The following is a 21591-nucleotide window of genomic DNA, read 5'->3' as shown; positions in this document are numbered from 1 at the left end:
TCCTTTTCGGTTTAATTATGGCTGTACAAGCGGATATACGCCTTCCTCGTCATGAACTTCGCTCCCGGTAAGAGGCGGGTTGAATACGCACACCATGCGCAGCTGGCTGTCAGCTCGCAGCAAATGCTTCTCATGTCCGTCCAGCGCATAGAGCGTTCCCGGCTGGATGGAATAGGTCCGGCCTCCGATGACTTCGATTTCACCTTCTCCTTCAATGCAGTAGACCGCTTCCACATGATGCCGGTACCAAATCAAGGTTTCCGTTCCTGCTTTAATGATGGTGTCGTGCAGCGAAAAACCCATACCGTCGCGTTCCAGCAGCAGCCTGCGCGCGTTCCAAGTTTTTGTATCGATATCGTCCTTGCTGTCGATGACATCATTCAAATGCTTAACGATCACAATAGCCCACCTCTTCGTTTTAGATTTTAAGTTATACGCTTGCTTTCATACGAACCGTCTTGTCTTCAGCCCCAAGCAGACTCTTTATTGCTGCTTCGATTTGATCCAGTCCTTTCGCCAGCACATCGGCCTCTATGGTAAGCGGCGGCATCAGCTTTGCTACCTCGTCTTTTGGGCCTGACGTTTCCAGAATAACTCCTCGTTCAAAGGCTGCAGCGCTAAGCGCGGAGGCTTTCGATGGCTCGGCGAAGACAAGCCCCTGAATCATGCCTTTTCCGCGAACTTCGGCAATAGCTTTTGGATAAGCCGCTGCCATTCGGTGCAGAAACTTGGCTATGGCTTCGGATTTGGAGGAAATGTCCCGTGCGAACTCGGTGGTCCTCCAATATTCCAGTGCTTCGGTTGCCGCGACAAAGCCGAGATTGTTGCCGCGGAAAGTACCGTTATGCTCCCCAGGATTCCATACATCGTACTCAGGCTTAATAAGAGTCAAGGCCATTGGCAGCCCATACCCTCCGATCGACTTGGAGAGACATACGATGTCCGGCTTAATGCCGGCCTCCTCGAAACTGAAAAACGATCCCGTTCGGCCGCAGCCCATTTGCACGTCGTCCACAATAAGCAGAATGCCATGCTCGCGGCATATTGTTTCCACCTGGCGAAGCCATTTCGAGCTGGCCTCATTCAAACCGCCCTCTCCCTGTAACGTCTCTAGGATGATTGCCGCGGGCAGGTCGATGCCGCTGCCCGGGTCCTGCAGCATTTTGCGAAGCATGATTGTCGTATCAATAAGACTGCCGAAGTAGTTGTCGTACGGCAGGAATGTAGTACCGTTCAGCGGTACGCCCGCTCCCTTGCGCTTGAACGAGTTGCCCGTCGCCGCAAGCGAACCAAGCGACATGCCGTGGAAGGCATTTGTGAAGCAGATCACGTTCGTGCGACCAGTCACTTTACGGGCTATTTTCAGGGCGCTTTCCACGGCATTTGTCCCTGTTGGACCCGGAAACATCACTTTATAGTCCAGACCTCGCGGTTCCAGAATAAGGCTGCGGAATCGGGTCAGGAACGTCTCTTTCGCTTCCGTTGCCATGTCCAGGCTGTGCGTAACTCCGTCCTTCATTAGGTACTCGACGAGCTTCGCCCGAAGCCTTGGGTTGTTATGTCCATAGTTAAGCGCGCCGGCACCTGCGAAGAAATCAATGTATTCCTTCCCTTCCTTATCCCACAGCGTTGCGTTATTAGCCTTGGCGAAGACCGCTTCGAAGCTGCGGCAATAGCTCCGCACCTCTGATTCCAACTGATTGAAAACATGAAGAACCGGTACTTGCTTTTCCGTTTGTTTCATCTGAACCCCTCCTTTTAGATCTTGTTTCAAGCTTATTTAAGGTCAATCCGGAACAATAATTCTGCGTCATGCTGCTCTCCTGTAGGAAAGACGCTTTTCGGGTAATACTCGTCTATCGTGCATCCCGCCTGGCGGCGTGCCGCAAGACCGAGAAATAGTGCTTTGGAAGCGATATTGTTTGGTCCTACCGTTGCTTCGACGAAACGTACGGATGCGTTCTCCTCCCGTGCGAGCAGCTCGTCGAGCAGTTTTCTTCCAACGCCCTCGCCTCGGCACGATAAGTCTACGCCAATCTGCCAGACGAACAGCGTATCTTGCTCGGATGGCTTGCGGTAACCCATAATGAATCCCGCCAGCTTTTCTCCCGCATAAGCAACAGCACACGTATCCGGGAACAGATCCGCCATCATTACGTAGGCATAGGCCGAATTCAGGTCCAATCCGCCCGAATCCCGGACCAGGCGCCACATCGCGGCCCCATCCTGCTTCGATGGCTTGCGGTAAATCAAGGACATCTCCGTTGATGCGTTCATAGTACCCTCCTTTCTAATAACTTTTTATAATCAAACGCTTTATTCCAATCGTTTCAGAAACGATTTTAACCTTTCGCTTCGAGGCTGACCGAAAATCCTATCCGGCGTTCCTTCCTCCACAATGCGGCCGTCTGCGCCGAATATAATCCGGTCGGCGACGTCACGGGCAAAATCCATTTCGTGCGTAATAAGCAGCATGGCCATATCGCTTTCTTCCGCGATTTCCTTAATGACCTCCAGCACTTCCCCAACAAGCTCAGGATCAAGCGCTGATGTCACTTCGTCGAACACCATCACCTTCGGTTGCATGACCAGCGCCCTGGCAATGGCCACCCGCTGCTTCTGCCCGCCGGACAAACGGGACGGGAATTCATCCAACTTGCCCGCTAGGCCAACCTTCTCCAGCATGTTAACCGCTCGCTCTCTCGCTTCCTCCTTGGATAACTTAAGCACCGAGCAAGGAGCAAGCATGACGTTGTCGATAACCCTTAAATGCGGAAATAAATTAAAATGCTGAAAAACCATTCCGATATGATTTCGCATGCGCCTCAGGTGCTGCTCACTGGCCGCAACCGTCTTCCCGGAGGAAGTTTGCATCGTCCAGAGTGATTCGCCGGCTACGAGGATTCGACCCGACGTAGGCTTCTCCAAGGTCATCAGCATGCGGCCAAGCGTTGTTTTGCCGGACCCGCTTGGTCCAATCATGGCGAGCTTTTCCCCGGCTTGGAGGGCCAGATCGATTCCTTTAATGACCTCCAGCTCGCCGTAGCTTTTCGTCACATTCTCATAGAGGACAAGCGGCTCTTTGGGCGGCGCACCGGCATTCGGTTTGCCGTTGTTGTCGGCTACCATTTGGCTGTTCATAGCTCTCCCAATCACCTCCTTTAACCCGCCGTACTTCTTCGCAATCGCCGGTCCAGCAGCGTAACGCCGAGAGAAAGCACAAGACTCGACAGAAGGAACAACAGCCCGGCAATTGTGTAAGGCTCAAACACCCGATAGGTGACCGAAGCCGTATTCTTTGCGGTTAATAACACTTCTACCAGCGTAATGGCCGATAACGTCGGTGTTTCTTTCACAATAACAATCAAATAGTTCCCCATCATCGGAATGATGGGTGGAATCGCTTGCGGCAATATAACGCCAATCCAGGTTCTCGACCGGGACAAGTTAAGAGCTTTTGACGCTTCCCACTGCCCCTTCGGAACGGCCTCAATCCCCGATCGGTACACCTCGGATAAATACGTTCCGTAATGAAGACCTAAGCCGATAACTCCCGTTGCATACGCGGACATCGACCATGAGGTCAACATCGGCAGGCTGTAAAACAAGAAGAACAATTGCACCAAAAGTGGCGTGCTCCTAATGAATTCAACGACTCCCCTCGTCGCCCACCGCACCGGCGCAAAACCGGAGCGTACTAGAATCGCCATAATCAAGCCAATGATGGCAGCCAGCGCAAAGCCGGATAAGGCCGCTCCTATCGTCGTAAGAAAAGCCTTCAGCAGCTGGGGAGCAATATCCGCCACGTAGCTCCATTTCCACATTGGTTCATCACCTCCAGACCGTAAACTTGCGTTCCAGCATACGGAACACCATAGCGATGCAGGAGGAGAATAAGAAATAAATAATCAGCAAGAGACCAAAAATCGCAGGCGTCCATATGTAGTAGTTATTGCGCAGGACCATAGCCTCGTAGGTGAGATCAGCCAGCGTGATAAAGTAAATCAGGGAAGTTGATTTCAGGAGTTCAATCATTAAGTTACCCATGGGAGGAAGCATGCGGGCGACCGCCTGAGGAAGAACGATTCGCCATAGTCGCTGCCGGTAAGACAAATTCAAAGCAATCGTGGCTTCAATTTGACCTTTCGGAATCGCGGCAACGGAGCTTCGAACAATCTCAGCGCCGTAGGCACCAATGTTAAGGCCAATTGCTAGAACGGCGGAAACAAGCTTGCTAAGTTCCACGCCGGCAAAGGGAAGCGCAAAATACACCCAAAACAATAGCACAAGCAAGGAAACCGCTCGAAAAACTTGGATATACACTTGACTCAGTACCCGTATGACTGAAACCCGCGATCCCGCTCCAAGACCAGCCAAGAGCGACATTACTAAGGCAACGATTGCCGACAATACCGCTACCTGAATGGTTACTCCAGCCCCTCGTGCGAGAATCGGCATCCATTCTGACCAAGGCAGATTCATATTATCCGCCGCACAGCTCTTCCGCCGTCGCGTCCCCTGGCAGCTCCTGCTCCGTGAAGCCGAACTTTTGCAAAATCGTGAGCAGCTCGCCGGACTGTTTCATTTTTTCCAGCTCCGCATTAAAAGCCTTCTGAAACGATGTATCCTCCATCCGGAAAGCCGTTGCCCCGTAACCTCGAACGCTCTTGCCGTCTACAACCGGCTGCTCGAATTCCATGACGCGCTCCAGCTTGCTATCTTTCGCCGAATCTAATCTGGACTGCAGCGCTGGCCCTGTCATCGTCATCGCATCCGCTCTTCCCGATTGAAGAGCGCTGATCGCCGCGTCCTGGTCAGGAACAATAACCATCTGCTTATCGGTCACTCCCGATGCTTGCAAGTATCCGATTTCTATCGCTCCGGCCATGACCGCTACCTTGGCCTTCGAATTATCCGCTATCGCTTTATAACTCGTCAGCTTCAGCGGATTTTCTGATTTTACTGCCAATCCTTCGCCAATGCTGTACTCCGGATTCGCGAACAAAACCGCTTCGCATCGATCAGGATTGATAAACATACCCGCCGTAATGAGATCAAATCGCTTTGCCTGCAGCCCCGCAATCAGGGAAGAGAATTCAGTGAGCTCTCCGCGAACCTCTTCTATGCCCAATCTCTTTAATACCGTGCGGGCAATTTCCACAGCTTCGCCTGTCAGCTCGCCGTCCGCCGTTTTGTAGGCATACGGATTTTCATTGGCGAACCCGACGGTTACATAGCCCTTTTCCTTCAGCTTCGACAACGTGTCATTCGCAGATGCCGTTTCTTCCGCTGACGAGACCTCGTCCTTGTTATCCCCGCTTTGTTGTCCGCAAGCAGCGAGTAACAGCATTGGTACCAGGATCATTACCGACCACCATTGCTTCACCCATTCTCACAACCTTTCGTATGTTTTTTGCAACACTTAAAAGGCTACCATTATTTTTCCAAGAGGTCATTGCCAGAATAGACTGATAATTCGGTGTATTCTTGGCTAATCTTGGCAGAGGGGAGGTCACCGGAGGGGTTCTCCTTATTCCTCCCATATCCTCCCCGATGGTTACGGATACCATGATTTACACTCGTGGGAGAGTATGTTATATAAAAAAAACTTATAAATAAAGATGAGCATTATCAGATGCAAATGCATCAAGCAAACTTATATATTTATTTTTTCGTCTTGTCTTTGAAGTTGAACATTGTCGATAAGTCGAATGGCCACGAATTTTGAGGCGTTTTAATCTCCTGATACTTCGTTGTCTAATTGGGGATACTTACCTGTACGCTTAAATAAAATAACAACTATCCTGGAGGAATCGAATGCTGAATATTATAGGCCTGGCCCTTTTATTTGCAGTGGTTAGCGTCATCCTTCTTCGTCTTGCCGGACGAAAGTCCATCTCGGAAATGACCATGCCCCAGTTCGGGGTTTTGCTGTCGGTTGGTTCGATTATCGGCTCTGAGGTTAGCGGTAAAGGAGTACGAGAAACGATGACCGCAGCCGCCGTATTCATTGCCGTTCTCGTAGCGGTTCAATGGCTCACCATGAAGTCTAATGCAGTCGAGCGTTTATTGAAGGGGGTCGCCGTGCCGGTTATAGAGAATGGGGAGCTAATAACAAAAAATCTGAAGAAGCTTCGCATTACCGTGGATGATTTGGAGAAGAGATTACGTATGCTCGGGATCTCTGCGATTCGCGACGTAAAAACGGCAACCATCGAAGTTAACGGAGAGCTTGGCTATGAGCTTTTTCCCCATGCAAAGCCCGTCACGCTAGGTGATTTAGAAACGTTGTTAAAAGCTTATTTCCCGCTCGCTGATGTATCTTCCCCGTCAAGCTCCGTACGCCACGATCTATTCTCTGAAATTCTTCAACCCGATAATGAAGATATTCCAACTCGGCTACAGTAGGAAAATGGACAAGCTGAGTTTATAAAACAGGGAGGAAAAATGTCGAATTTTCCTCCCATTTTTTTTAGATGTCGACGAAGAAAACAAGATTATTCTCCCACATGCTGACAAGCCTTCACAATATCCATCGCGTCAATTATTCCAATTGGATTGGATTCATTGTCGATGACCAATAAGTAATTCACGAAAGCCTCGCGCAACAGACTACTTGCCTCGCCGATGGATTTATTGCTGCTAATAGCCAGCGGAGAGTTGTATAAAATCTCCTTAATGGTTTTATCATCAAGATTTGAGTCCCGCAGAACCAGCAAAGAATCTCTTGAAACAGCACCAACGATTCCGTCGTTTTCATTCCGAACATAAGCCAAATGATCATGAGAATCTTGAAACAACCTTTTTGCCTGGGAAATTGAAGTATCAAATCTTAATGTGATAAGCTCTGGATGGATTGCTTCTGCTACTCGAATAGCATTTAGCTTATCAGGCGAACGTCTTTTAATTAGATCGAAGCCTCGCTTCATAAGTTTCATTGTATAGATGCTTTCACGATTGATTTTGGAGGTGAAGACAGATGAAACTACCGTACAGAGTATCAAAGGCAAAATGATTTCATAATTTCCGGTCATCTCGAAAAGCATAACCATCGCAGTAATAGGCGCATGAGCGGTTCCCGCGAAAATGGATGCCATGCCTGCAACTGCGAAAGCTCCTACATTTACATGTAATTCAGGAAAGATCAATTGGCAAACGATCCCGAAGGCAGCACCCAACATTGCACCGATATATAATCCTGGAGCGAAAACACCTCCTGAACCTCCTGAAGCGATCGTAGTTGTCGTCGCGAGCAGTTTTGCTAGCATTAGGACGATTAGAATGCCAAGACCGAGATGGCTGCCTAAGGCACTTTCCACTGTCGGATAACCAACTCCCAGCACTTGCGGGTATATGTAACCCACTAAGCCAACCGCAAGTCCCCCGAGAGCCGGCTTCACCCATTCCGGAATCCTTTCAAGTCGCTCCCATTGCACTTCAAAAAATAACAAGCTTTTCAAATAAATTAGGGATACAAAACCGCCAAACACACCGAGCAAAATAAAAAGACCGAGCGTAGATATAGTGTTGACTTCATAATGAGGGATAGGAAATGATGGCACATTCCCCATATATAATCGTCCAATTGCTGTAGACAGCACGGACGAAATCGCAATAAAACTCATTTGCGTAAGCGAGAAGCTGCCTAGTATGATTTCCGAAGCGAATAAAAGGCCGCCTAAAGGTGCATTGAATGTACCCGCTACACCTGCCGCAGCACCGCAGGCAACAAGTATTTTCATATTCCTTTCTTTCAGGCAAAGAATCTGTCCGAGAACCGATCCTCCAGCTGATCCAATTTGTACAATGGGTCCCTCCCGCCCTGCTGAACCACCCGAACCTATTGTCATTGCTGACGCAAGCGCTTTTGCTATGACAATGCGCGGCCTGATGATCCCCTTTTTCTCGGCAACTGCAAACATGACTTCTGGGACTCCATGTCCTTTGGCTTCTCTCGCAAAATAATAAACTAATAGTCCAACAAGTAATCCCCCTGCGGCTGGCATAATTAGCGTCCTGGCCCCATGTTCATAGAACTGGAGGGCATTCTGGGCCCGGCCATAAAATAAATGCGTCAACAATTCAATAAGTTTGCGAAATCCGATTGCCCCATAACCCCCACCAAGACCTATAATCGCAGCATAAATCATCATCATCACTTGTTCAGATAATAAGCCAGACATTTTACGATGAAGCGACGCAAGCACGGTTCAACCTCCTTTAGCATTAAACAATGTGTAACTTTGGCTGTCTTCCATCCTTATGCGATTAAAATTCGATTAAGGACGAATTGTATATATAGTCAAATATCCTCGAGCATCTCAGTAAATAAAAAAAGCTCTTGTCAAAGTGTCTTGACAAGAGCTTTTCCTGCTAATTAGGCGTTTCCCGGAATTAATTCACGAATAGTCTTAATAATATCCTCCGCTCTCCATTCAACAATTCGATCCGCATATTGACTAACCACAGGTGATATTTGACGCTCTGCTTCACGTTTAATGACAATCAAAGGCTTACTTTGATTGTTCTTGCAAGCCATGATCTCTTTGCCCAGCAAATCTTGATATAGCGGATATACGCCTCCAAGCACAAGTAAAGCATCACTATTATCCATTACATTCTTGATGCGCTGGTATCTCCTTCTTCCTTTATTTCGAGAAGACCTTGTGATATCAACAGGTAGAGTGCGTATCTCATAACGAAACTCTTTAATCAAATCAAGCAACGCCAGTAATTCCTTATAAGTATTGTCGTAATACCATGAGCAGCTTAAATACAGGGTGTAGGATGGAGAAGATTTATTCATGGTTAGAGCTTCCTCCCGCCAAAAATTTGGTAATATTTTGAAACAAAAACGACAAAAGGAGCCTGCTGTGACAGGCTCCTCCAAAAGTTCTCATTTATTTTATTGAAATAATAACTATAGTCGATTTTAACCGAACTGTAAAGATGTGGCCGAGCACTCATCACCTTTTATTTTGTAACTGTTTTGGTGTATGTGCTGCTTGTTGTAATGTATGCAGTCTTTCCGTTTACTTTCACTTGATACCAATATTTGTTGGCTTTCTTGATTAATTCTGCCTTCTCGCCCAGCTCAAGTCTACCCACCGTCGAAGAACTAGACTTTGCTGACGATTTGAGGCTGACCCAACCTTTTACAGTTATAACATATGTAGTCTTTAACGCAGAAGGTGTAGATGGGTTAGCCGTTGAGCTGCCCGATCCGGAAGAGTTTTCGGTTGAAGTTCCTGCGGTTGAACCCGTCCAAGCCGGCACTTTTTTCTGCGGAGGCAGAATATATTTTTTCGGAATGGTTGGTGCTTTAATCTTCTTTCCAGCCATCCCCGTGAAGCCTGCAGATGGAACGACGCGCCTTGCTTCTTTGAAGTTTTCTCCCCACCAATATTGCCAGCTGTCTACCGTGCCAAGAGCAGTAGGGTTTCCATCGGAACGCGTTCCAATAACAACCGGCTGCCCTTCCCGGTTTGTTCCCATATAGATCGCAACATGCATGATATGATCGGTGGTTTGCCATGTGAGGATATCGCCAAGCTTCAAATTTTCTACACCTGTCAATTTCCACTTGCCGTTGACTTTTTTCTTTCCTACACCTGCAACTTTCTTGCCGACGGTATTATACTTCGCGGACGTACCTGTAATATTGAAGCCGAAATCACCATATACGAAACGCACAAAGCCCGAGCAATCCTCATAGCCATATTTGCCGTAAGCGTCATAACCGCTTCCGTATACCATATAGCCGTTCTTCATGTACCATATTGCACGCTCTACGATTTGGTAAGCAAGAGTATTTTTTCGAGAGCCGTACTTTGAATGGAAGTCAGCGACATTATAGAGCTCGTCCTTCACATAACTGTCCGCGTTTATGTACTTATTGTATTTCTTAACCGCACTTGAAGTCGTCCAACTTGTACTTGCGTTTGCAATCCCTGCGGTCCCAAGCATTGATCCTATTATAGCAAGGCTAAGTATTTGCTTTTTCATGTGTGAACATCCCTCCCACACCAATTTAAATAGGAGTGAACTCCCACAGCAACGCCCAATAAATACCATAACGGAATATGAGAGGATAAGGGGCCGTTTTTTCATTAAAGAAATTTAGCTTATTTTGGCTGCCCATAATGCCATTTTTATTAAGCCTTTAAGACCAGTCCAGAGCTAGCTTTGACAGTCATTTCAAAAAAATTAACAAGCTTCATTTTATTAATTTTCTCATGCTAATTTTGTTCCGATTTTGAAGAGGTCTGTGAGAAAAATGAAAAATAATTTATGAATGCTTAATCGTTACGTTACGGTTTAACACGTGGATTATTTGAATATATTTTTATTGAGAATGGAGGTAATTATATGGTCATTACTCCTGATATACCGAACTTACCGTTTATCAAAAAAAATGGAATTAAATATTTTGAGCTTAATGTCGAGCCAGTCAAGCAAGAAATTTTGCCCGGATTATTTATTAATGCTTTTGGTTATAACGGTAGTTCACCGGGTCCCACAATCGTCGTAAATCCTGGTGACTATGTCCAGATCCGAGTATACAACAAACTAACTGAAGCAACCTCAGTACATTGGCATGGACTAGATGTACCTAATGTGATGGATGGCGTTCCTGAGGCAGAACCGTCTCCAGCCATTCAACCTGGTTCGTATTTCGATTATCATTTTAGAATAATTAATCCTCCAGGTACCCACATGTACCATTCCCATATGCATTCCGTTAAACAGATAATGATGGGGTTAGGCGGTGCCTTAATTATCACAGATCCAAAAGGTACGTATATTCAACGGGACTACTTTATCATGCTCCAAGAGTTTAAACTAAAAGGATTAAAGAAAGGAGAAGTCATGCAAGGTGTCTATGATTTAGATCCACTCACTGACGACTTTAATTTTTTCACTATGAATGGTCGATGTTTCCCCTTTACGAGTCCTTTGCCGGTTCGGTATGGTGAATCGGTCCGCATTCGGTTAGGCAATTTGATGATGAATGCCCATCCTATCCACCTTCATGGACAGCAATTTGTGGTTACTGCCACGGATGGAAACTCGCTTACCTTGCACAATAGATATTTAAAAAATACGATCTTGGTCGGTTCTGGTGAAACTTATGATATTGAATTTAAGGCTCATAATCCGGGAAACTGGCTCTTTCACTGTCACATTCCTCATCATATGGCCAATAATTTTACGGAAAATTTAGGCGGAATGACAACAACCATTAGGTATGTTTAGAATGAAAGCATATTTATAGTTTTTACGTCTGCTGGTAATTCTACGGCCACCATCAACTTAATTGAATTCATGTACCGAAAATGCTGGTTAAAGATGAGTCTGAGTTTCCCTCATCTGAGTTTTAACTACGACTAGTCGCTTATTTCTTTCGCGTGAGGAAAGGACAACTTGTGCCGTAGAAGAGCTCAGTGCTCCGGCATATCCTGGCAGTGTGACATTTACTGAATTGTTCCTATTCAGCATGACTTCTCAGCCGCTCTTACAGATTAAATACGAGTATCCGCAAGTCTTCCATGTAAGAATGTCTTCTTTCTGCCCAATAGCTATTTGAGTTTGCCATTGGCCACTTGTTTCAGGTATCATTGAAAGGAAAAAGTTTATTTCCCGTTTGAAAATGAATTTATTTGGTTAAAACTAATTAGCAATTCATGTAGGAGGCGTAAGTAAATGCATCAACGTAGATACACGATACGTCTACTTGATTCTGTTGATGATTCCTTTCTATTACATTTGCTCGAATCTGCCTCGCGAATAGATGCTCATCCAGATTTCATCACCATCATTCTTGAAGAGTTACAAATAAGAAATCTGAAGCCCCCTCTATATACTCCAAAACAAGATTCGATACAGAAGTAGAGTCTCAAAATTGCTGAACCTTGGTTAATTATCCAATTGTTCTAGAAAAGCAGCCGTAATTTTAAATGCCGGCTGATCAAGACTGATAAATATATTTTAGACAATCGTAATTTACACCAACAATTAAGGTAGAAGAATTAATTTGATTAAAACGTTCGTTTTGAGTAGAATTCATCTTGTAGTCTCCTTGAGTTGTGTTTGGATCCGGTCGCTGGCCAGCATCTGGGACCCATACATCATATCAAGGAGTCTTTTTATTCCTCAATTCTCGTATTTCTTCATAATAGGAATAGCTGCCCGTTAGTTGAGAAACGGCAGCTCATCATGTGATAAGCTGCTGTCGTGCCGTCTTGAACTATCGTTTCCCGGTAGTTCAAAACAAATATGAAAAAATACACCACTTGATAATATTGATTCCAAAATGGTTTTCTTTTTAGGCTTCTTCTTGGACTTGGGGAGAAGATAGACTCTCTAGTTTTATATAATGATCCAAATTCTCTTGAATGAATTTAGTCGCTTTTGATATTGCAGCTTGGATCAAGAGATTCTCTTTGACTTCCTGATCATCGTACTCAATCCATACCTCACCAATTACTCCTCGAATGCCGCCAAACACCTCAGCAACTATTTCCCACTCTTCATTGAACTGCTTCCAGTTAGGATGATCTATATCACACTCATCGTCATAATATTCCCATGCGAAAATTTCAATTGAAATTTGATATTCATGAATATCAGTCGATCCATAGCCGCTAAACATATCAGATGGTTCAGCCTTTGTGTACAGTTTCATATAGGGTGCAATCTACCTACTTTCTTATTTTAAATAGGTATATTATACCATATTTAATAAAAAGAAATCTATACGATTAAGGTATTTATTTCCTAATTAATTCCACTATACTATTGGAACTAACCTCCCTTTAGTTCAGCAAAAAAGCAGCCAAGCTTTATATGCCGGCTGCTGTCCTGTTGTTGAGGTATAGTTCCTCGATAGTTGAACGGATTATCTGCAGGTCCTTAATAAATCAGGTCTTCTCTGGCTTCAATCCCCTTCAATTCGCAATAAACTCTATACTTATTAAGAATGGTATAAATATCGTCTTGACCAACAATTTGATCATTCTCATCAAAGTACTGAAGAGCTCCTCCTAATATAAACAGAGTTACTACTTCTTCATTTTCTGTTACAAGGGTATGAATGTCACCAGGCGGCTCGAAGATAAAGGTTCCAGGTCCAGCAACCCATTCTCGCCCTTCATATCTCCACTTCCCCTGAATATTATAGCCAATTACCGATCCACCAGTGTGTCTATGTCTTCCCAAAACCTGATTACACTTAATTTTAAATAAGTAAATCCATGTTCCGGTATTTAGATCAAAACGTAATGGTTTGAAGTAGCAAGAGTGATTCTCAGTGAACGGGACCCAAGGTAAATCCTCAATGTTCACAATACGCTCTGGCAACTGAAATCTCTCTGCGAGTTTTATTACTGATTCTTCAATTAGGGGATTCATTAGTAGCACCTTCATTCAATTTGGTTAGTTCATATTATTCAATAACCACCCTTATTTCACCTTTATTCCCAATACCTTCAATCACGTTAAACTGCCCATTCGTATTATGAGGTCACCAGATCTTTCTGGTCGACCTCTTTTTTGTAGGGTCGTAAGATTGCAGTAGCCGGGGATCGAGCGTAACTGCCCGTGGGACTCGGATCCCGTAAGCTATTCTGTTCGTCCCCCCTACTTGTTAAACCATGTTTAGGCTGGTTGGGACATTGATCCCGTATCACATGCGATAGTGTGGACAACAAGAAGGTTAGGGGCTGCCGGCGAATTTACTTTGGGAGTGATGAAATGAATCCTGTCATTGGTGTGGATATTTCTAAGGGAGAGAGTCATGCACAAGCCTTTTTAAAACGTGGATTACCTTACGGTAAGGTCTTTAAGTTCCAGCATAATCTTGAGGGATTAGCATCCTTTCTTGACTATATTAGAGATGTAGAGTCTGCTGCTGGAATATGTCCCTCCGTTGTTATGGAGGCTACAGGTCATTATCATAGCCCTGTGGTTCAGTTTCTGGATGAGCACCAGTATATAACCATTGTCATTAATCCGTTAATCTCATTTGAAGCCAAAAAAACCAATCTTAGACGGGTAAAGACGGATGCTGCGGATGCCTTTCAGCTCGGAATGCTATTTTATAAAGAAGAGTTTGAGCCCATTAAAAAGCGTGGCCAGCATCTCATGAATTTGCGCTATCTCACGCGCCAATACGATTCTTTAACTGGTATGTATGTCCAAGTGAAACTGCAATTCCAGGCTATACTCGATCAGGTTTTTCCCGAAAATCGCGGCGTGTTTGGTGACCTGTATTCTAAGGTTTCACTTAAACTGCTGGCCAAGTACTTTACATCCAAAGATGTGCTAGAAAGGACTGAGAGCGAAGTTACAGCAGCAATCCAAAGCCTTACTGGACGCGGTCGATCCACTTTATGGTGTCTGGAACGTGCTCAAATTCTAATGGCTGCAGCAAAGCGTAACCCTTTTAAAGAGACGGCATTCCCAAATCATTTAATCTCCATTCAGCTAACGACGTTTCATCTTCATGATGACCATGAGTTTAGTTGCAAACAACCCTGAATTCAAGGCTATACATGCGCACAATGTACAGGTGAAAAAGATGAAAAAAATGAGATCTCTTATGAAACTATGCGGTAAATTAGCTCGAGTTCTCGTTGGTATGGCCCGAAGCCGGGAAGATTACAATCCCCACAAAACAATGCCCACTCAGCTAGCTGCTTAATCATTATCTAACCGTTTCGTTGTACGAATTTTGGCTTATTCGCGGGATTTCAAAAGAAAGCACGGAGTACCGGATACATTGAACCAAAGGGCACTGACCCGTACCGTTAGCAAGACCGGCCTCCACCCCTTGGACAGGCGTAACGAAGGAATGAGAGGGCAAAGACCCGTTGAGACATGGGAGTGAAAACCTCCAGGGGCGGTGTGGAGAATGCGTGCAGTATATGGAAGGATATGGGGTTTCGACCTCCCCCTCTATTTCCTTACGCATTCATAAAGTCCTAGTCTACCAAAAGGGTTCTCTTACTATCTTTCTGCAATTCTGGCAAGGGTGAAATCCTGCGAATAAGCGAGCATTCGTGAGAAAACTAAATCGTACCGAGGGAGTTCAATGAACCATTATTTTCTGTCTTGTATAACAAAAACTACTCTCATTCCGAATCCTTTTGAAGCCCCATCTCAATCAACGACTTTTGAATTTCATGATCCAATTTACTTTTCGACGTTGCAAAGAATAAAGTTGATAAAGTGTCTGGTAGTTTCTGACCAATAAAGGATTCAAAATCAATCGAGGTTTTATAGATACGTAACAGATGTAAAGAGGGCAGTTGCGCCAGACCAGTTACAGAAGTTAAACCTTTGCAATTTAATAACGAGATTTCCTCTAACTCCTTTAGCGGCTTATTAAAGTTGATCTGATTAAGTTGGATTTGATCTTCAATGAGGAGTTTCCGAAGCTTTCGAAATTTTGTTATGTTTTGAAAGTTACTAAATCCTCTTACCCTTACGATCTCAAGATTCTCGATTTCATTTTCCTCAATCTCTTCAACGCTTTCTCTTCCCCCTAGAATAAACTTAAGGGTTTTCAACTTCTCAAGCTTGTTAATAAAATGCACAGGAGTTTTACTGATTGAATTTAAGGAGAGAAATTCTAGTCTGTCTAAATGTCCAATAGCGTCCAGGTGATTGACCTTACCGCCTGCAATCAAAGTATGCAAACGGGTATAGCCTTTTAGATGCTCCAAATTCACGGTCTTTTTCTCAGAGAAAATCGTAAGCATGCAAAGTTTTTGGAACGTTTCAGCTCTCAAGATATCTGCATCTTCCAATTCGAATATGTTCAAATTCAGATAATGCAAATTCTCAAGGCGAGTTAAGGCATCGGTATTGTGTGCGTGAATTAGACAATCAACATACAAAGTTTTAACGTTTGGAATCTGCAAAACAGTATTGCAATCAAATGATAAAGAATAATGCCCAAAAAAACGGACTCCCAAGTTTTCATCCCAACGGGCACACAATCTGTCTATTTCGGGAAGTATTGATCCGTAGAAAGAGGGATGAGAAAACTGTATTATTACATGTTTTCGTAGATTCAATTCTTTCTCAATCTTCTCCAGTTCGAGTTCCAATGGATCATTGATTCGAACCTGTGCGTTCCAGTTGACACTCAAAGCAGATTCCCCCTTTTAATTGTATTTATTATAACATCCATTATCATTCTCCATTGAACTAAACTGCCTCTTTACTGCAACAAAAAAAAAGCAACCGATGACGTGCCGGCTGCTGTCGTGTTAATTTGAACTATCGTTCCTCGTCCCTTAATGTTAAGAACACTAATAACTGTATTCTATTCCGCTTGCATTTTGTTGATCCCAATTCCACCAGTCAATAGTCCCGACAAATGGCGAATTCATTTCTTTTTCTTCTTGTAACTTAAGTAACTCCTTTGTTGGACCAGTCAGTACAGCTCCATATATCTTAATCCCATTCTTCTGTAGATAGGAATACCTCTGTTCCAGCGTCACTTCTCGCACTTGAGGTTCAACTTGAATGCTGGAGAGTAAAGTATTAGTCCACTTAGGGTGTTCTATTAAGTATTGTAACTCGCTCATAAAGGTTTGCGCTCTGCGCTCTCCTTCTCCATTAACCTCGATCGTGAAACTTCCGCTGCCATTTTCTCCATAGTTCAAGGCATCCGGTGCATATCCAAAAACAAGACCATTTCCTAAGACAGGATTACGTGTTGCTAATTCTTTTTCAATACCGGTATCAATTGCTAACCATACCGTTGTCACATCATATTTCTTAATTAAGTTATAGAAATCATCATGGGTCATAGGCCGAGCTAGCGAAATTGCAAGTTGAGCGACTGTTCCTTCAGGCACTTTCTGAAGTATTTTCCATCCATTCGAATCTAGTTCTAAACCTTCAGGATATGTGCCCCCCGGATAATGAAAATTGAACGACGTACGATGTTGACCATCCTTCCAATTGATTTTTCCTGTAAGTCTTGAAAAAATGAAATTATCCTGGAATGTGCCTACTCTTTGCTCTTCACGCCCTACAAGTTCATTCAGTTCGAATGTATAAGTCCACGAAAAGAAACTATTTTTCCCTGAAAAGCTCGATGCCGTAATTCCTGGCTTAGTGAATTGAATAACATCTGAAGTTATACGAAGCGCTGCCTGAGTATTAGGTTGAAACCACCGTGTCACAAAGAGTGAGTTAGAATACATGTAACCAATTAGTAGAAGCACCACTAAAAACAATGTTGATAAAGAAACAAGAACAACAAATAATCGGTTCTTACGTTTTCCTCTTTTTAAGATACGTGTTTGTACATCTTCTGGCAAAAGGGCAGGAGAACCTTGATTAAGTTTATCGGTCTCTTTCAACCTATTGATAAGATTACGGTCCCATTCATCATCATGTTCATTATTCATGCTCTTCACTCCTCCAGTTTACGCGTAATTTTTGCCTTCCTCGATAGATAGCGCTTTTCACATCCGAAAGTGAAATATCCAACACTTCTGCTATTTCCTCATAACTCAATTGATGGACGTAAAACATAAGCAATGCATTCTTTTGTTTCCAAGGAAAAGTAGAAATAACCTGTTCAAATGTTTCCCAGAATTCCTTATCTAGCAGATGATTTTCAGGCTCTTGCGTTGCTACTGAAATATCTAAATGCTCATCACTAAGCGAAGTTAATCCTTCTCGTTTTCGTTTACGGTACCAATCAATAAATGCGTTATAAGCAACTTTGAATAACCAAGGTCGCACCAAACCGCTCTTTTTCATATCTAAAAATCGAAATGCACGAATGAACGTGTCTTGCGTCAAATCTTCCGCAACCCCAGCATCCCCGGTTAATCTGTATAAATACCGGTAGATATCGTTCATATGCATTCGGTAAACGTCTTCTAATTTGACGCTCACAACTGCCATCACCCCGCTCATCCTTGGTGCATACACTCTTACCACGATCTAAAGAAGAAAAATGTTACAGTCAATAAAAATAAACATCCAAGATCTAAATTCGAAGTTAAACCCGAGTAATGGCTTTGGTACGACTAACATGGAAAAAGCAGCCCGATAATTTCGGCTGCCTGTAATTAACTATCTGTAATTAAGCTATCGTTTCCCGTCCCTCGTTTTTAAGGGTTTATCTCACATATACTCACTCATTCGCAGGATTTCTACACCTTGAATCGAGTTTATCTTAGGTACGCCAAGGTACAGAAACGGTTGGGGCTGTCAGTCGGGCATGTTGAAATAGAGGAACAAGTAGGAAATATTCCCCAATGACTTTCTACTGCACGCATACTCCACTTCTCCCTCGGAGGTTCACCCTCCCAGATCTCAACGGGTCACTGCCCTTACATTCCTTCGTTATACCTGTCCAAGGTGTGGAGACCGATAGCGTTTAGCGGATGGGTCTGAGCCCTTATGGGAAACGAACTCGGTCCTCCGTGCTTTCTTTGTGAAATCCCGCGAACGAGTCAATATACGTGACTACTTATAAAACTAACTTAGGCTGCTTCTCCCCAGACTAGGATTGTTTTCTCAGGTGTAAACTGTTCTCCTCGCTGAACAATGCCAACTAAAATACGTGCTAACTTCCCGATTAATTTAAAGATGGATTGCTGCTTTTTCATCTTCTTTTCTTGCACATTACGCTCATGCAGGTAACGGAAAACGGGATTATTCCAAACGAGCTGAACCGTTGCAAGGTAGAGATATTTCCGTAATGCAGAGTCACCTCGTTTTGAAAGAACAATTCGCCCTTTTCGTTTTCCTGATGTGCTTTCTGCTAAGTTGAGCCCCGCCTTTCGCAGTACCTGACGTCCATGTGAATATTGTCTCAGATCTCCTGTACCAGCTAATATTGCAGCAGTAAATATCTTTCCAAGTCCTCTTATAGAACGAAGTTGCTGTGCCATTGGAATCTCAGCAAGCAGAGTTTCTATATCTGCTTCAATTTCTTCAAGCATGATCGTAACTCGCTCATATTCCTCAATAAGTCGTTTTAAATCCGCCTTTGCTTCATCTTTAGCAGTACGTTCCCCAACGCTGTTCTTCGCCTGGGCAATGAGCTGTGCAGCCTTCTCAATGCCCGTAGTTCCTCCAGCGCGCTGCATATGAACCCGCCATGCTTGAACGACATCTGCCACAGTATATGTCTGTAAATCCTGTGGACATGGGAATGTTTTTAGCGTTGCCAACGATCGCTTGCAAGCCCAGTTTTTAAATACAGATGGATACTCAGGAAAACGGATGTCCAGCCAACGTACGATCCGATTTTGTAGTCGTATACTATTCGATACCCAGAACTCTCGATCACTCATCATGGTTCGTAATCTTTGAAACATAAGCGATTGACGCGTGTACTCATAGTAAAAACCACGACTGACTGAATCTGCAATGACCAATGCATCCTTGGGGTCATTTTTAGATGGGCTATTGTCTCGGTTTTCTTTGTTTCTCTTCGTCGTAGCAGGGTTAACCATGACCACGTGTACCCCTTTGTCTGATAGCCAATTAGCCAGGTTGAACCAGTAATGACCGGTCGGTTCCATACCAATGATCAGCTCTTTTAGCCCATGTTTTTGTTGTAGTTCCGCCATCCAGCTGCTCAATTTAGTAAACCCTTCAGCACTATTAGGGAATGAGAGATGCCGTTTAGAAACTACAATTCCGCGGAAGTTTGTAGCCTGGGCAACATGAGTTTCTTTTGCCATGTCGATCCCAACAACAAGATGTGATGTGGTAATTCGTTCAATACGTTGATTTTGTGCATCGGATTGCTTAAACTTCATAGTAAGAGCGCCTCCTTGATGTGTTGTGGACAAACCCATCATACCGAGGCGCTCCTTTTTTTACAAAGCCCATTTCTTAGGCTTAACAGGAATGTTTAGGTTAATAGAGGATTTTCGAGAATTTCTCCGTCTGGTCCGTATATGGTCACTGGTTTTTCATGCTGATATGCAACTTCGATTGTCTGCAAAGTACCTGTACTTTCACCATCCCAAAATGCAATAAGCATTTCAGCTTCAGACACTACCTGCACATTTGAAAGATAAATTGCACTATTTCCGATTTCGTTACATTTAGCAGGAAATTGCCTACAAAGAAGCCCACGAAAATGTGCGGTGACATGAGCTACATGATCGACACCTCTCGTGCCTCGACTAATAACAATCGTATCATCGGGTAAGCTCTTTACATATTCCACAACTAAGTTCAATTTTGGATAGTGTCGACTTCCGAATATCGCGATTGTTGTCATTTCGTCACCCCCAATACAAACTCTGTACCTCCGCCTGCCCTACTATTGTTCTGAACTATCGTCTCCTGTTAGTTCAACAATATCTCAATACTAAACTTCTCCTTTATTCCACCGTTCTGTAATAATTGAGACTAAGGCTTTTTTTTCTAAGAATATGTCTTTAAGTGAGATGATGGAGTGCCATGAATCACCTTTACTGACACCAAATAAGCATTCATCGTAAATTAAGCTTATAAGTAATTCCTGGTTAGTTTTATCGTGGTGAAAAATCGTACTTGAAACTTTACTATAGATATTAATCTCGTAATACAAAATATGATCCGATGCTCTTTCAATTGTTAATTGACCGGTAAGACTTGAGAACCAAGCGTAGAACGATTTTCGACTCTCCTCAAATCCTTTTTCACCTTGATTATCTGTTTTAAATAATTTTCGGAATAAAGTTTGTTCTGTTAGTAAAATCCCATTGTTATCTGTTAAAGGATTCAGCGAAATACGCCTTACCATCTCAGCCCAAACATTTTTATAAGATTCAACAAAAAGCTTTTCTTCAAGAAACCCCCAATGAGCAGTTTCAAGTGATGGAAATTTAAGCGCTCCATCCTTGTTAGAAATAAACGCATTTTGTATATAGATTAAGTAGTTTAGTGAGTACGGAGCAAAGGACTTTATTGTAAAATTATTCATTTTAACTCCCTCCTTTATTTCCATCATAATTATCTTACAATTCTTGGATTCGATTTATCAACTACTTTACCCGTTAACGTAATGAAGCTGCCGACCAGCGCCAGCAGCTTCTTCCAAGTTGTTTACCCAACTAACGCTTCCCGTTAACTTATTACTAAATGGAATATATTTATCCCATATCAAAGGTACTCCAGCCATATTTCTTTATTAAATCGTTTGTTTCTTTAAAGAGTACGTATGCTTTACCACTACTCAATTTTCTTAATTTCTCTATAAAGTTCTTTTTATAAGGATATACGAACCTAGTCCTTGGGACCGTACAAAATTCAATGTACATTGGATCAGCAAATGCATCTCGAAAACCTACACAATTAGTCGATTCGACACTTCGATGATTTCCTTCAAACGAATCTGATTCATTTGCATAATTGACCAAGTTATTTATACATTCAGAAAAGTCGATAAAGACCTCTCTATCTTGATCATCCATATAACTGAGTCCGCTCGTAGTTATACCTTTAATTCTCGAATGATGGAATTCGGGCAATATTTTCACCTCAATTAAAACTCGCAATTCTAACAATTATTCGTGATGTTATTAAAGTATCCTCCCGTTACTTCAATGAAACAGG

General features: G+C 43.5%; 22 protein-coding genes and 1 pseudogene. 5 read left to right on the top strand and 18 right to left on the bottom strand.

The genetic code is table 11. The annotated features are described in order from the left end of the window. Positions 1-15: 15 nt before the first annotated feature. From ACR9FF_RS16260 to ehuB, 7 genes are read right to left on the bottom strand one after another with little or no spacing between them, the layout of a single operon-like run. Entirely contained in the window at positions 16-399 is a 384-nt protein-coding gene (locus ACR9FF_RS16260) for an ectoine synthase (RefSeq protein ID WP_435163021.1), read from the bottom strand. A gap of 31 nt (positions 400-430) precedes the next feature. After that, positions 431-1744 (bottom strand): diaminobutyrate--2-oxoglutarate transaminase, encoded by a 1314-nt coding sequence (gene ectB / locus ACR9FF_RS16255; RefSeq protein WP_435163019.1) that lies wholly within the window; start codon positions 1742-1744, stop codon positions 431-433. A 32-nt stretch (positions 1745-1776) separates the two neighbouring features. Then, on the bottom strand, positions 1777-2277 hold the full coding sequence (ectA, locus tag ACR9FF_RS16250) for a diaminobutyrate acetyltransferase (protein WP_435163017.1): 501 nt from the start codon (positions 2275-2277) through the stop codon (positions 1777-1779). A gap of 39 nt (positions 2278-2316) precedes the next feature. Next, positions 2317-3141 (bottom strand): ectoine/hydroxyectoine ABC transporter ATP-binding protein EhuA, encoded by an 825-nt coding sequence (gene ehuA, locus ACR9FF_RS16245; protein WP_435163015.1) that lies wholly within the window; start codon positions 3139-3141, stop codon positions 2317-2319. 20 nt (positions 3142-3161) lie between these two features. After that, the gene (ehuD, locus tag ACR9FF_RS16240) at positions 3162-3824 is read right to left on the bottom strand and encodes an ectoine/hydroxyectoine ABC transporter permease subunit EhuD (protein WP_435163013.1); all 663 of its coding nucleotides are present in this window, start codon (positions 3822-3824) and stop codon (positions 3162-3164) included. 7 nt (positions 3825-3831) lie between these two features. Beyond that, entirely contained in the window at positions 3832-4482 is a 651-nt protein-coding gene (gene ehuC / locus ACR9FF_RS16235) for an ectoine/hydroxyectoine ABC transporter permease subunit EhuC (protein WP_435163011.1), read from the bottom strand. A gap of 1 nt (position 4483) precedes the next feature. After that, positions 4484-5386: an ectoine/hydroxyectoine ABC transporter substrate-binding protein EhuB gene (ehuB, locus tag ACR9FF_RS16230; RefSeq protein ID WP_435163009.1), complete on the bottom strand. Its 903-nt coding sequence runs from the start codon at positions 5384-5386 to the stop codon at positions 4484-4486. 431 nt (positions 5387-5817) lie between these two features. Here ehuB and ACR9FF_RS16225 point away from each other — a divergent pair, with 431 nt between their 5' ends. After that, positions 5818-6408: a DUF421 domain-containing protein gene (locus tag ACR9FF_RS16225; RefSeq protein WP_435163007.1), complete on the top strand. Its 591-nt coding sequence runs from the start codon at positions 5818-5820 to the stop codon at positions 6406-6408. Positions 6409-6497: 89 nt separating this feature from the next. Here ACR9FF_RS16225 and ACR9FF_RS16220 read toward each other — a convergent pair whose 3' ends face one another. The 3 genes from ACR9FF_RS16220 to ACR9FF_RS16210 all read right to left on the bottom strand — a co-directional run bounded on the left by ACR9FF_RS16220 (position 6498) and on the right by ACR9FF_RS16210 (position 10005). Then, positions 6498-8207, bottom strand: a complete 1710-nt coding sequence (locus ACR9FF_RS16220) for a chloride channel protein (protein WP_435163005.1) — start codon at positions 8205-8207, stop codon at positions 6498-6500. Between the two features lie 170 nt (positions 8208-8377). Then, a complete protein-coding gene (locus ACR9FF_RS16215) occupies positions 8378-8806 on the bottom strand; it encodes a TIR domain-containing protein (RefSeq protein ID WP_435163003.1) in 429 nt (142 codons plus the stop codon). Positions 8807-8973: 167 nt separating this feature from the next. Then, complete coding sequence (locus tag ACR9FF_RS16210; protein WP_435163001.1) at positions 8974-10005, bottom strand: NlpC/P60 family protein; 1032 nt, start codon at positions 10003-10005, stop codon at positions 8974-8976. A 363-nt stretch (positions 10006-10368) separates the two neighbouring features. Here ACR9FF_RS16210 and ACR9FF_RS16205 point away from each other — a divergent pair, with 363 nt between their 5' ends. Together ACR9FF_RS16205 and sda are read left to right on the top strand one after the other, a co-directional pair. Further along, positions 10369-11256, top strand: coding sequence for a multicopper oxidase family protein (locus tag ACR9FF_RS16205; protein ID WP_435162999.1), 888 nt, complete (start codon positions 10369-10371; stop codon positions 11254-11256). 447 nt (positions 11257-11703) lie between these two features. Continuing rightward, positions 11704-11892 (top strand): sporulation histidine kinase inhibitor Sda, encoded by a 189-nt coding sequence (gene sda, locus ACR9FF_RS16200; RefSeq protein WP_435162997.1) that lies wholly within the window; start codon positions 11704-11706, stop codon positions 11890-11892. Between the two features lie 433 nt (positions 11893-12325). Here the strand turns inward: sda and ACR9FF_RS16195 are convergent, their stop codons facing one another. Both ACR9FF_RS16195 and ACR9FF_RS16190 read right to left on the bottom strand, forming a co-directional pair. Next, complete coding sequence (locus ACR9FF_RS16195) at positions 12326-12685, bottom strand: hypothetical protein (protein WP_435162995.1); 360 nt, start codon at positions 12683-12685, stop codon at positions 12326-12328. A gap of 227 nt (positions 12686-12912) precedes the next feature. Next, positions 12913-13410, bottom strand: coding sequence for a 2,4'-dihydroxyacetophenone dioxygenase family protein (locus ACR9FF_RS16190; protein ID WP_435162994.1), 498 nt, complete (start codon positions 13408-13410; stop codon positions 12913-12915). A gap of 342 nt (positions 13411-13752) precedes the next feature. Here ACR9FF_RS16190 and ACR9FF_RS16185 point away from each other — a divergent pair, with 342 nt between their 5' ends. Continuing rightward, positions 13753-14538: an IS110 family transposase gene (locus ACR9FF_RS16185; RefSeq protein WP_435162992.1), complete on the top strand. Its 786-nt coding sequence runs from the start codon at positions 13753-13755 to the stop codon at positions 14536-14538. After that, positions 14489-14701, top strand: a pseudogene (locus ACR9FF_RS16180) (IS110 family transposase); the annotation flags it as partial. The gene ACR9FF_RS16185 and the pseudogene ACR9FF_RS16180, both read left to right, overlap by 50 nt. Before the next feature lie 430 nt (positions 14702-15131). Here ACR9FF_RS16180 and ACR9FF_RS16175 read toward each other — a convergent pair. From ACR9FF_RS16175 to ACR9FF_RS16150, 6 genes are all read right to left on the bottom strand, one after another. Beyond that, positions 15132-16154, bottom strand: a complete 1023-nt coding sequence (locus ACR9FF_RS16175) for a hypothetical protein (protein WP_435162990.1) — start codon at positions 16152-16154, stop codon at positions 15132-15134. 162 nt (positions 16155-16316) lie between these two features. After that, positions 16317-17426, bottom strand: a complete 1110-nt coding sequence (locus ACR9FF_RS16170; RefSeq protein WP_435162988.1) for an anti sigma factor C-terminal domain-containing protein — start codon at positions 17424-17426, stop codon at positions 16317-16319. Beyond that, positions 17419-17931 (bottom strand): sigma-70 family RNA polymerase sigma factor, encoded by a 513-nt coding sequence (locus ACR9FF_RS16165; RefSeq protein ID WP_435162986.1) that lies wholly within the window; start codon positions 17929-17931, stop codon positions 17419-17421. The genes ACR9FF_RS16170 and ACR9FF_RS16165 overlap by 8 nt, the downstream gene beginning before the upstream one ends. A 584-nt stretch (positions 17932-18515) precedes the next feature. Then, complete coding sequence (locus tag ACR9FF_RS16160; RefSeq protein WP_435162984.1) at positions 18516-19802, bottom strand: IS110 family transposase; 1287 nt, start codon at positions 19800-19802, stop codon at positions 18516-18518. A 95-nt stretch (positions 19803-19897) separates the two neighbouring features. Then, positions 19898-20272, bottom strand: a complete 375-nt coding sequence (locus ACR9FF_RS16155; RefSeq protein WP_435162982.1) for a hypothetical protein — start codon at positions 20270-20272, stop codon at positions 19898-19900. 90 nt (positions 20273-20362) lie between these two features. After that, positions 20363-20959 carry a hypothetical protein gene (locus ACR9FF_RS16150; RefSeq protein WP_435162980.1) on the bottom strand — a complete coding sequence of 199 codons (597 nt, stop codon included), beginning with the start codon at positions 20957-20959 and terminating at the stop codon, positions 20363-20365. Positions 20960-21591: the final 632 nt, after the last annotated feature.

Source organism: Paenibacillus glycanilyticus (assembly GCF_051200795.1).
Taxonomy (GTDB): Bacteria; Bacillota; Bacilli; order Paenibacillales; family Paenibacillaceae; genus Pristimantibacillus; species Pristimantibacillus glycanilyticus.
The sequence above is the reverse complement of the archived record's forward strand: the minus strand, read 5'-3'. Positions and strand labels throughout refer to the sequence as shown.

Excerpts from the sequence above, each read along its gene's own strand:
- ectB (WP_435163019.1), bottom strand. The coding sequence starts at position 1,744 with ATGAAACAAACGGAAAAGCAAGTACCGGTTCTTCATGTTTTCAATCAG.
- ectA (WP_435163017.1), bottom strand. The coding sequence starts at position 2,277 with ATGAACGCATCAACGGAGATGTCCTTGATTTACCGCAAGCCATCGAAG.
- ehuA (WP_435163015.1), bottom strand. The coding sequence starts at position 3,141 with ATGAACAGCCAAATGGTAGCCGACAACAACGGCAAACCGAATGCCGGT.
- ehuD (WP_435163013.1), bottom strand. The coding sequence starts at position 3,824 with ATGTGGAAATGGAGCTACGTGGCGGATATTGCTCCCCAGCTGCTGAAG.
- ehuC (WP_435163011.1), bottom strand. The coding sequence starts at position 4,482 with ATGAATCTGCCTTGGTCAGAATGGATGCCGATTCTCGCACGAGGGGCT.
- ACR9FF_RS16225 (WP_435163007.1), top strand. The coding sequence starts at position 5,818 with ATGCTGAATATTATAGGCCTGGCCCTTTTATTTGCAGTGGTTAGCGTC.
- ACR9FF_RS16215 (WP_435163003.1), bottom strand. The coding sequence starts at position 8,806 with ATGAATAAATCTTCTCCATCCTACACCCTGTATTTAAGCTGCTCATGG.
- ACR9FF_RS16210 (WP_435163001.1), bottom strand. The coding sequence starts at position 10,005 with ATGAAAAAGCAAATACTTAGCCTTGCTATAATAGGATCAATGCTTGGG.
- ACR9FF_RS16205 (WP_435162999.1), top strand. The coding sequence starts at position 10,369 with ATGGTCATTACTCCTGATATACCGAACTTACCGTTTATCAAAAAAAAT.
- sda (WP_435162997.1), top strand. The coding sequence starts at position 11,704 with ATGCATCAACGTAGATACACGATACGTCTACTTGATTCTGTTGATGAT.
- ACR9FF_RS16195 (WP_435162995.1), bottom strand. The coding sequence starts at position 12,685 with ATGAAACTGTACACAAAGGCTGAACCATCTGATATGTTTAGCGGCTAT.
- ACR9FF_RS16190 (WP_435162994.1), bottom strand. The coding sequence starts at position 13,410 with ATGAATCCCCTAATTGAAGAATCAGTAATAAAACTCGCAGAGAGATTT.
- ACR9FF_RS16185 (WP_435162992.1), top strand. The coding sequence starts at position 13,753 with ATGAATCCTGTCATTGGTGTGGATATTTCTAAGGGAGAGAGTCATGCA.
- ACR9FF_RS16170 (WP_435162988.1), bottom strand. The coding sequence starts at position 17,426 with ATGAATAATGAACATGATGATGAATGGGACCGTAATCTTATCAATAGG.
- ACR9FF_RS16165 (WP_435162986.1), bottom strand. The coding sequence starts at position 17,931 with ATGGCAGTTGTGAGCGTCAAATTAGAAGACGTTTACCGAATGCATATG.
- ACR9FF_RS16160 (WP_435162984.1), bottom strand. The coding sequence starts at position 19,802 with ATGAAGTTTAAGCAATCCGATGCACAAAATCAACGTATTGAACGAATT.
- ACR9FF_RS16155 (WP_435162982.1), bottom strand. The coding sequence starts at position 20,272 with ATGACAACAATCGCGATATTCGGAAGTCGACACTATCCAAAATTGAAC.
- ACR9FF_RS16150 (WP_435162980.1), bottom strand. The coding sequence starts at position 20,959 with ATGAATAATTTTACAATAAAGTCCTTTGCTCCGTACTCACTAAACTAC.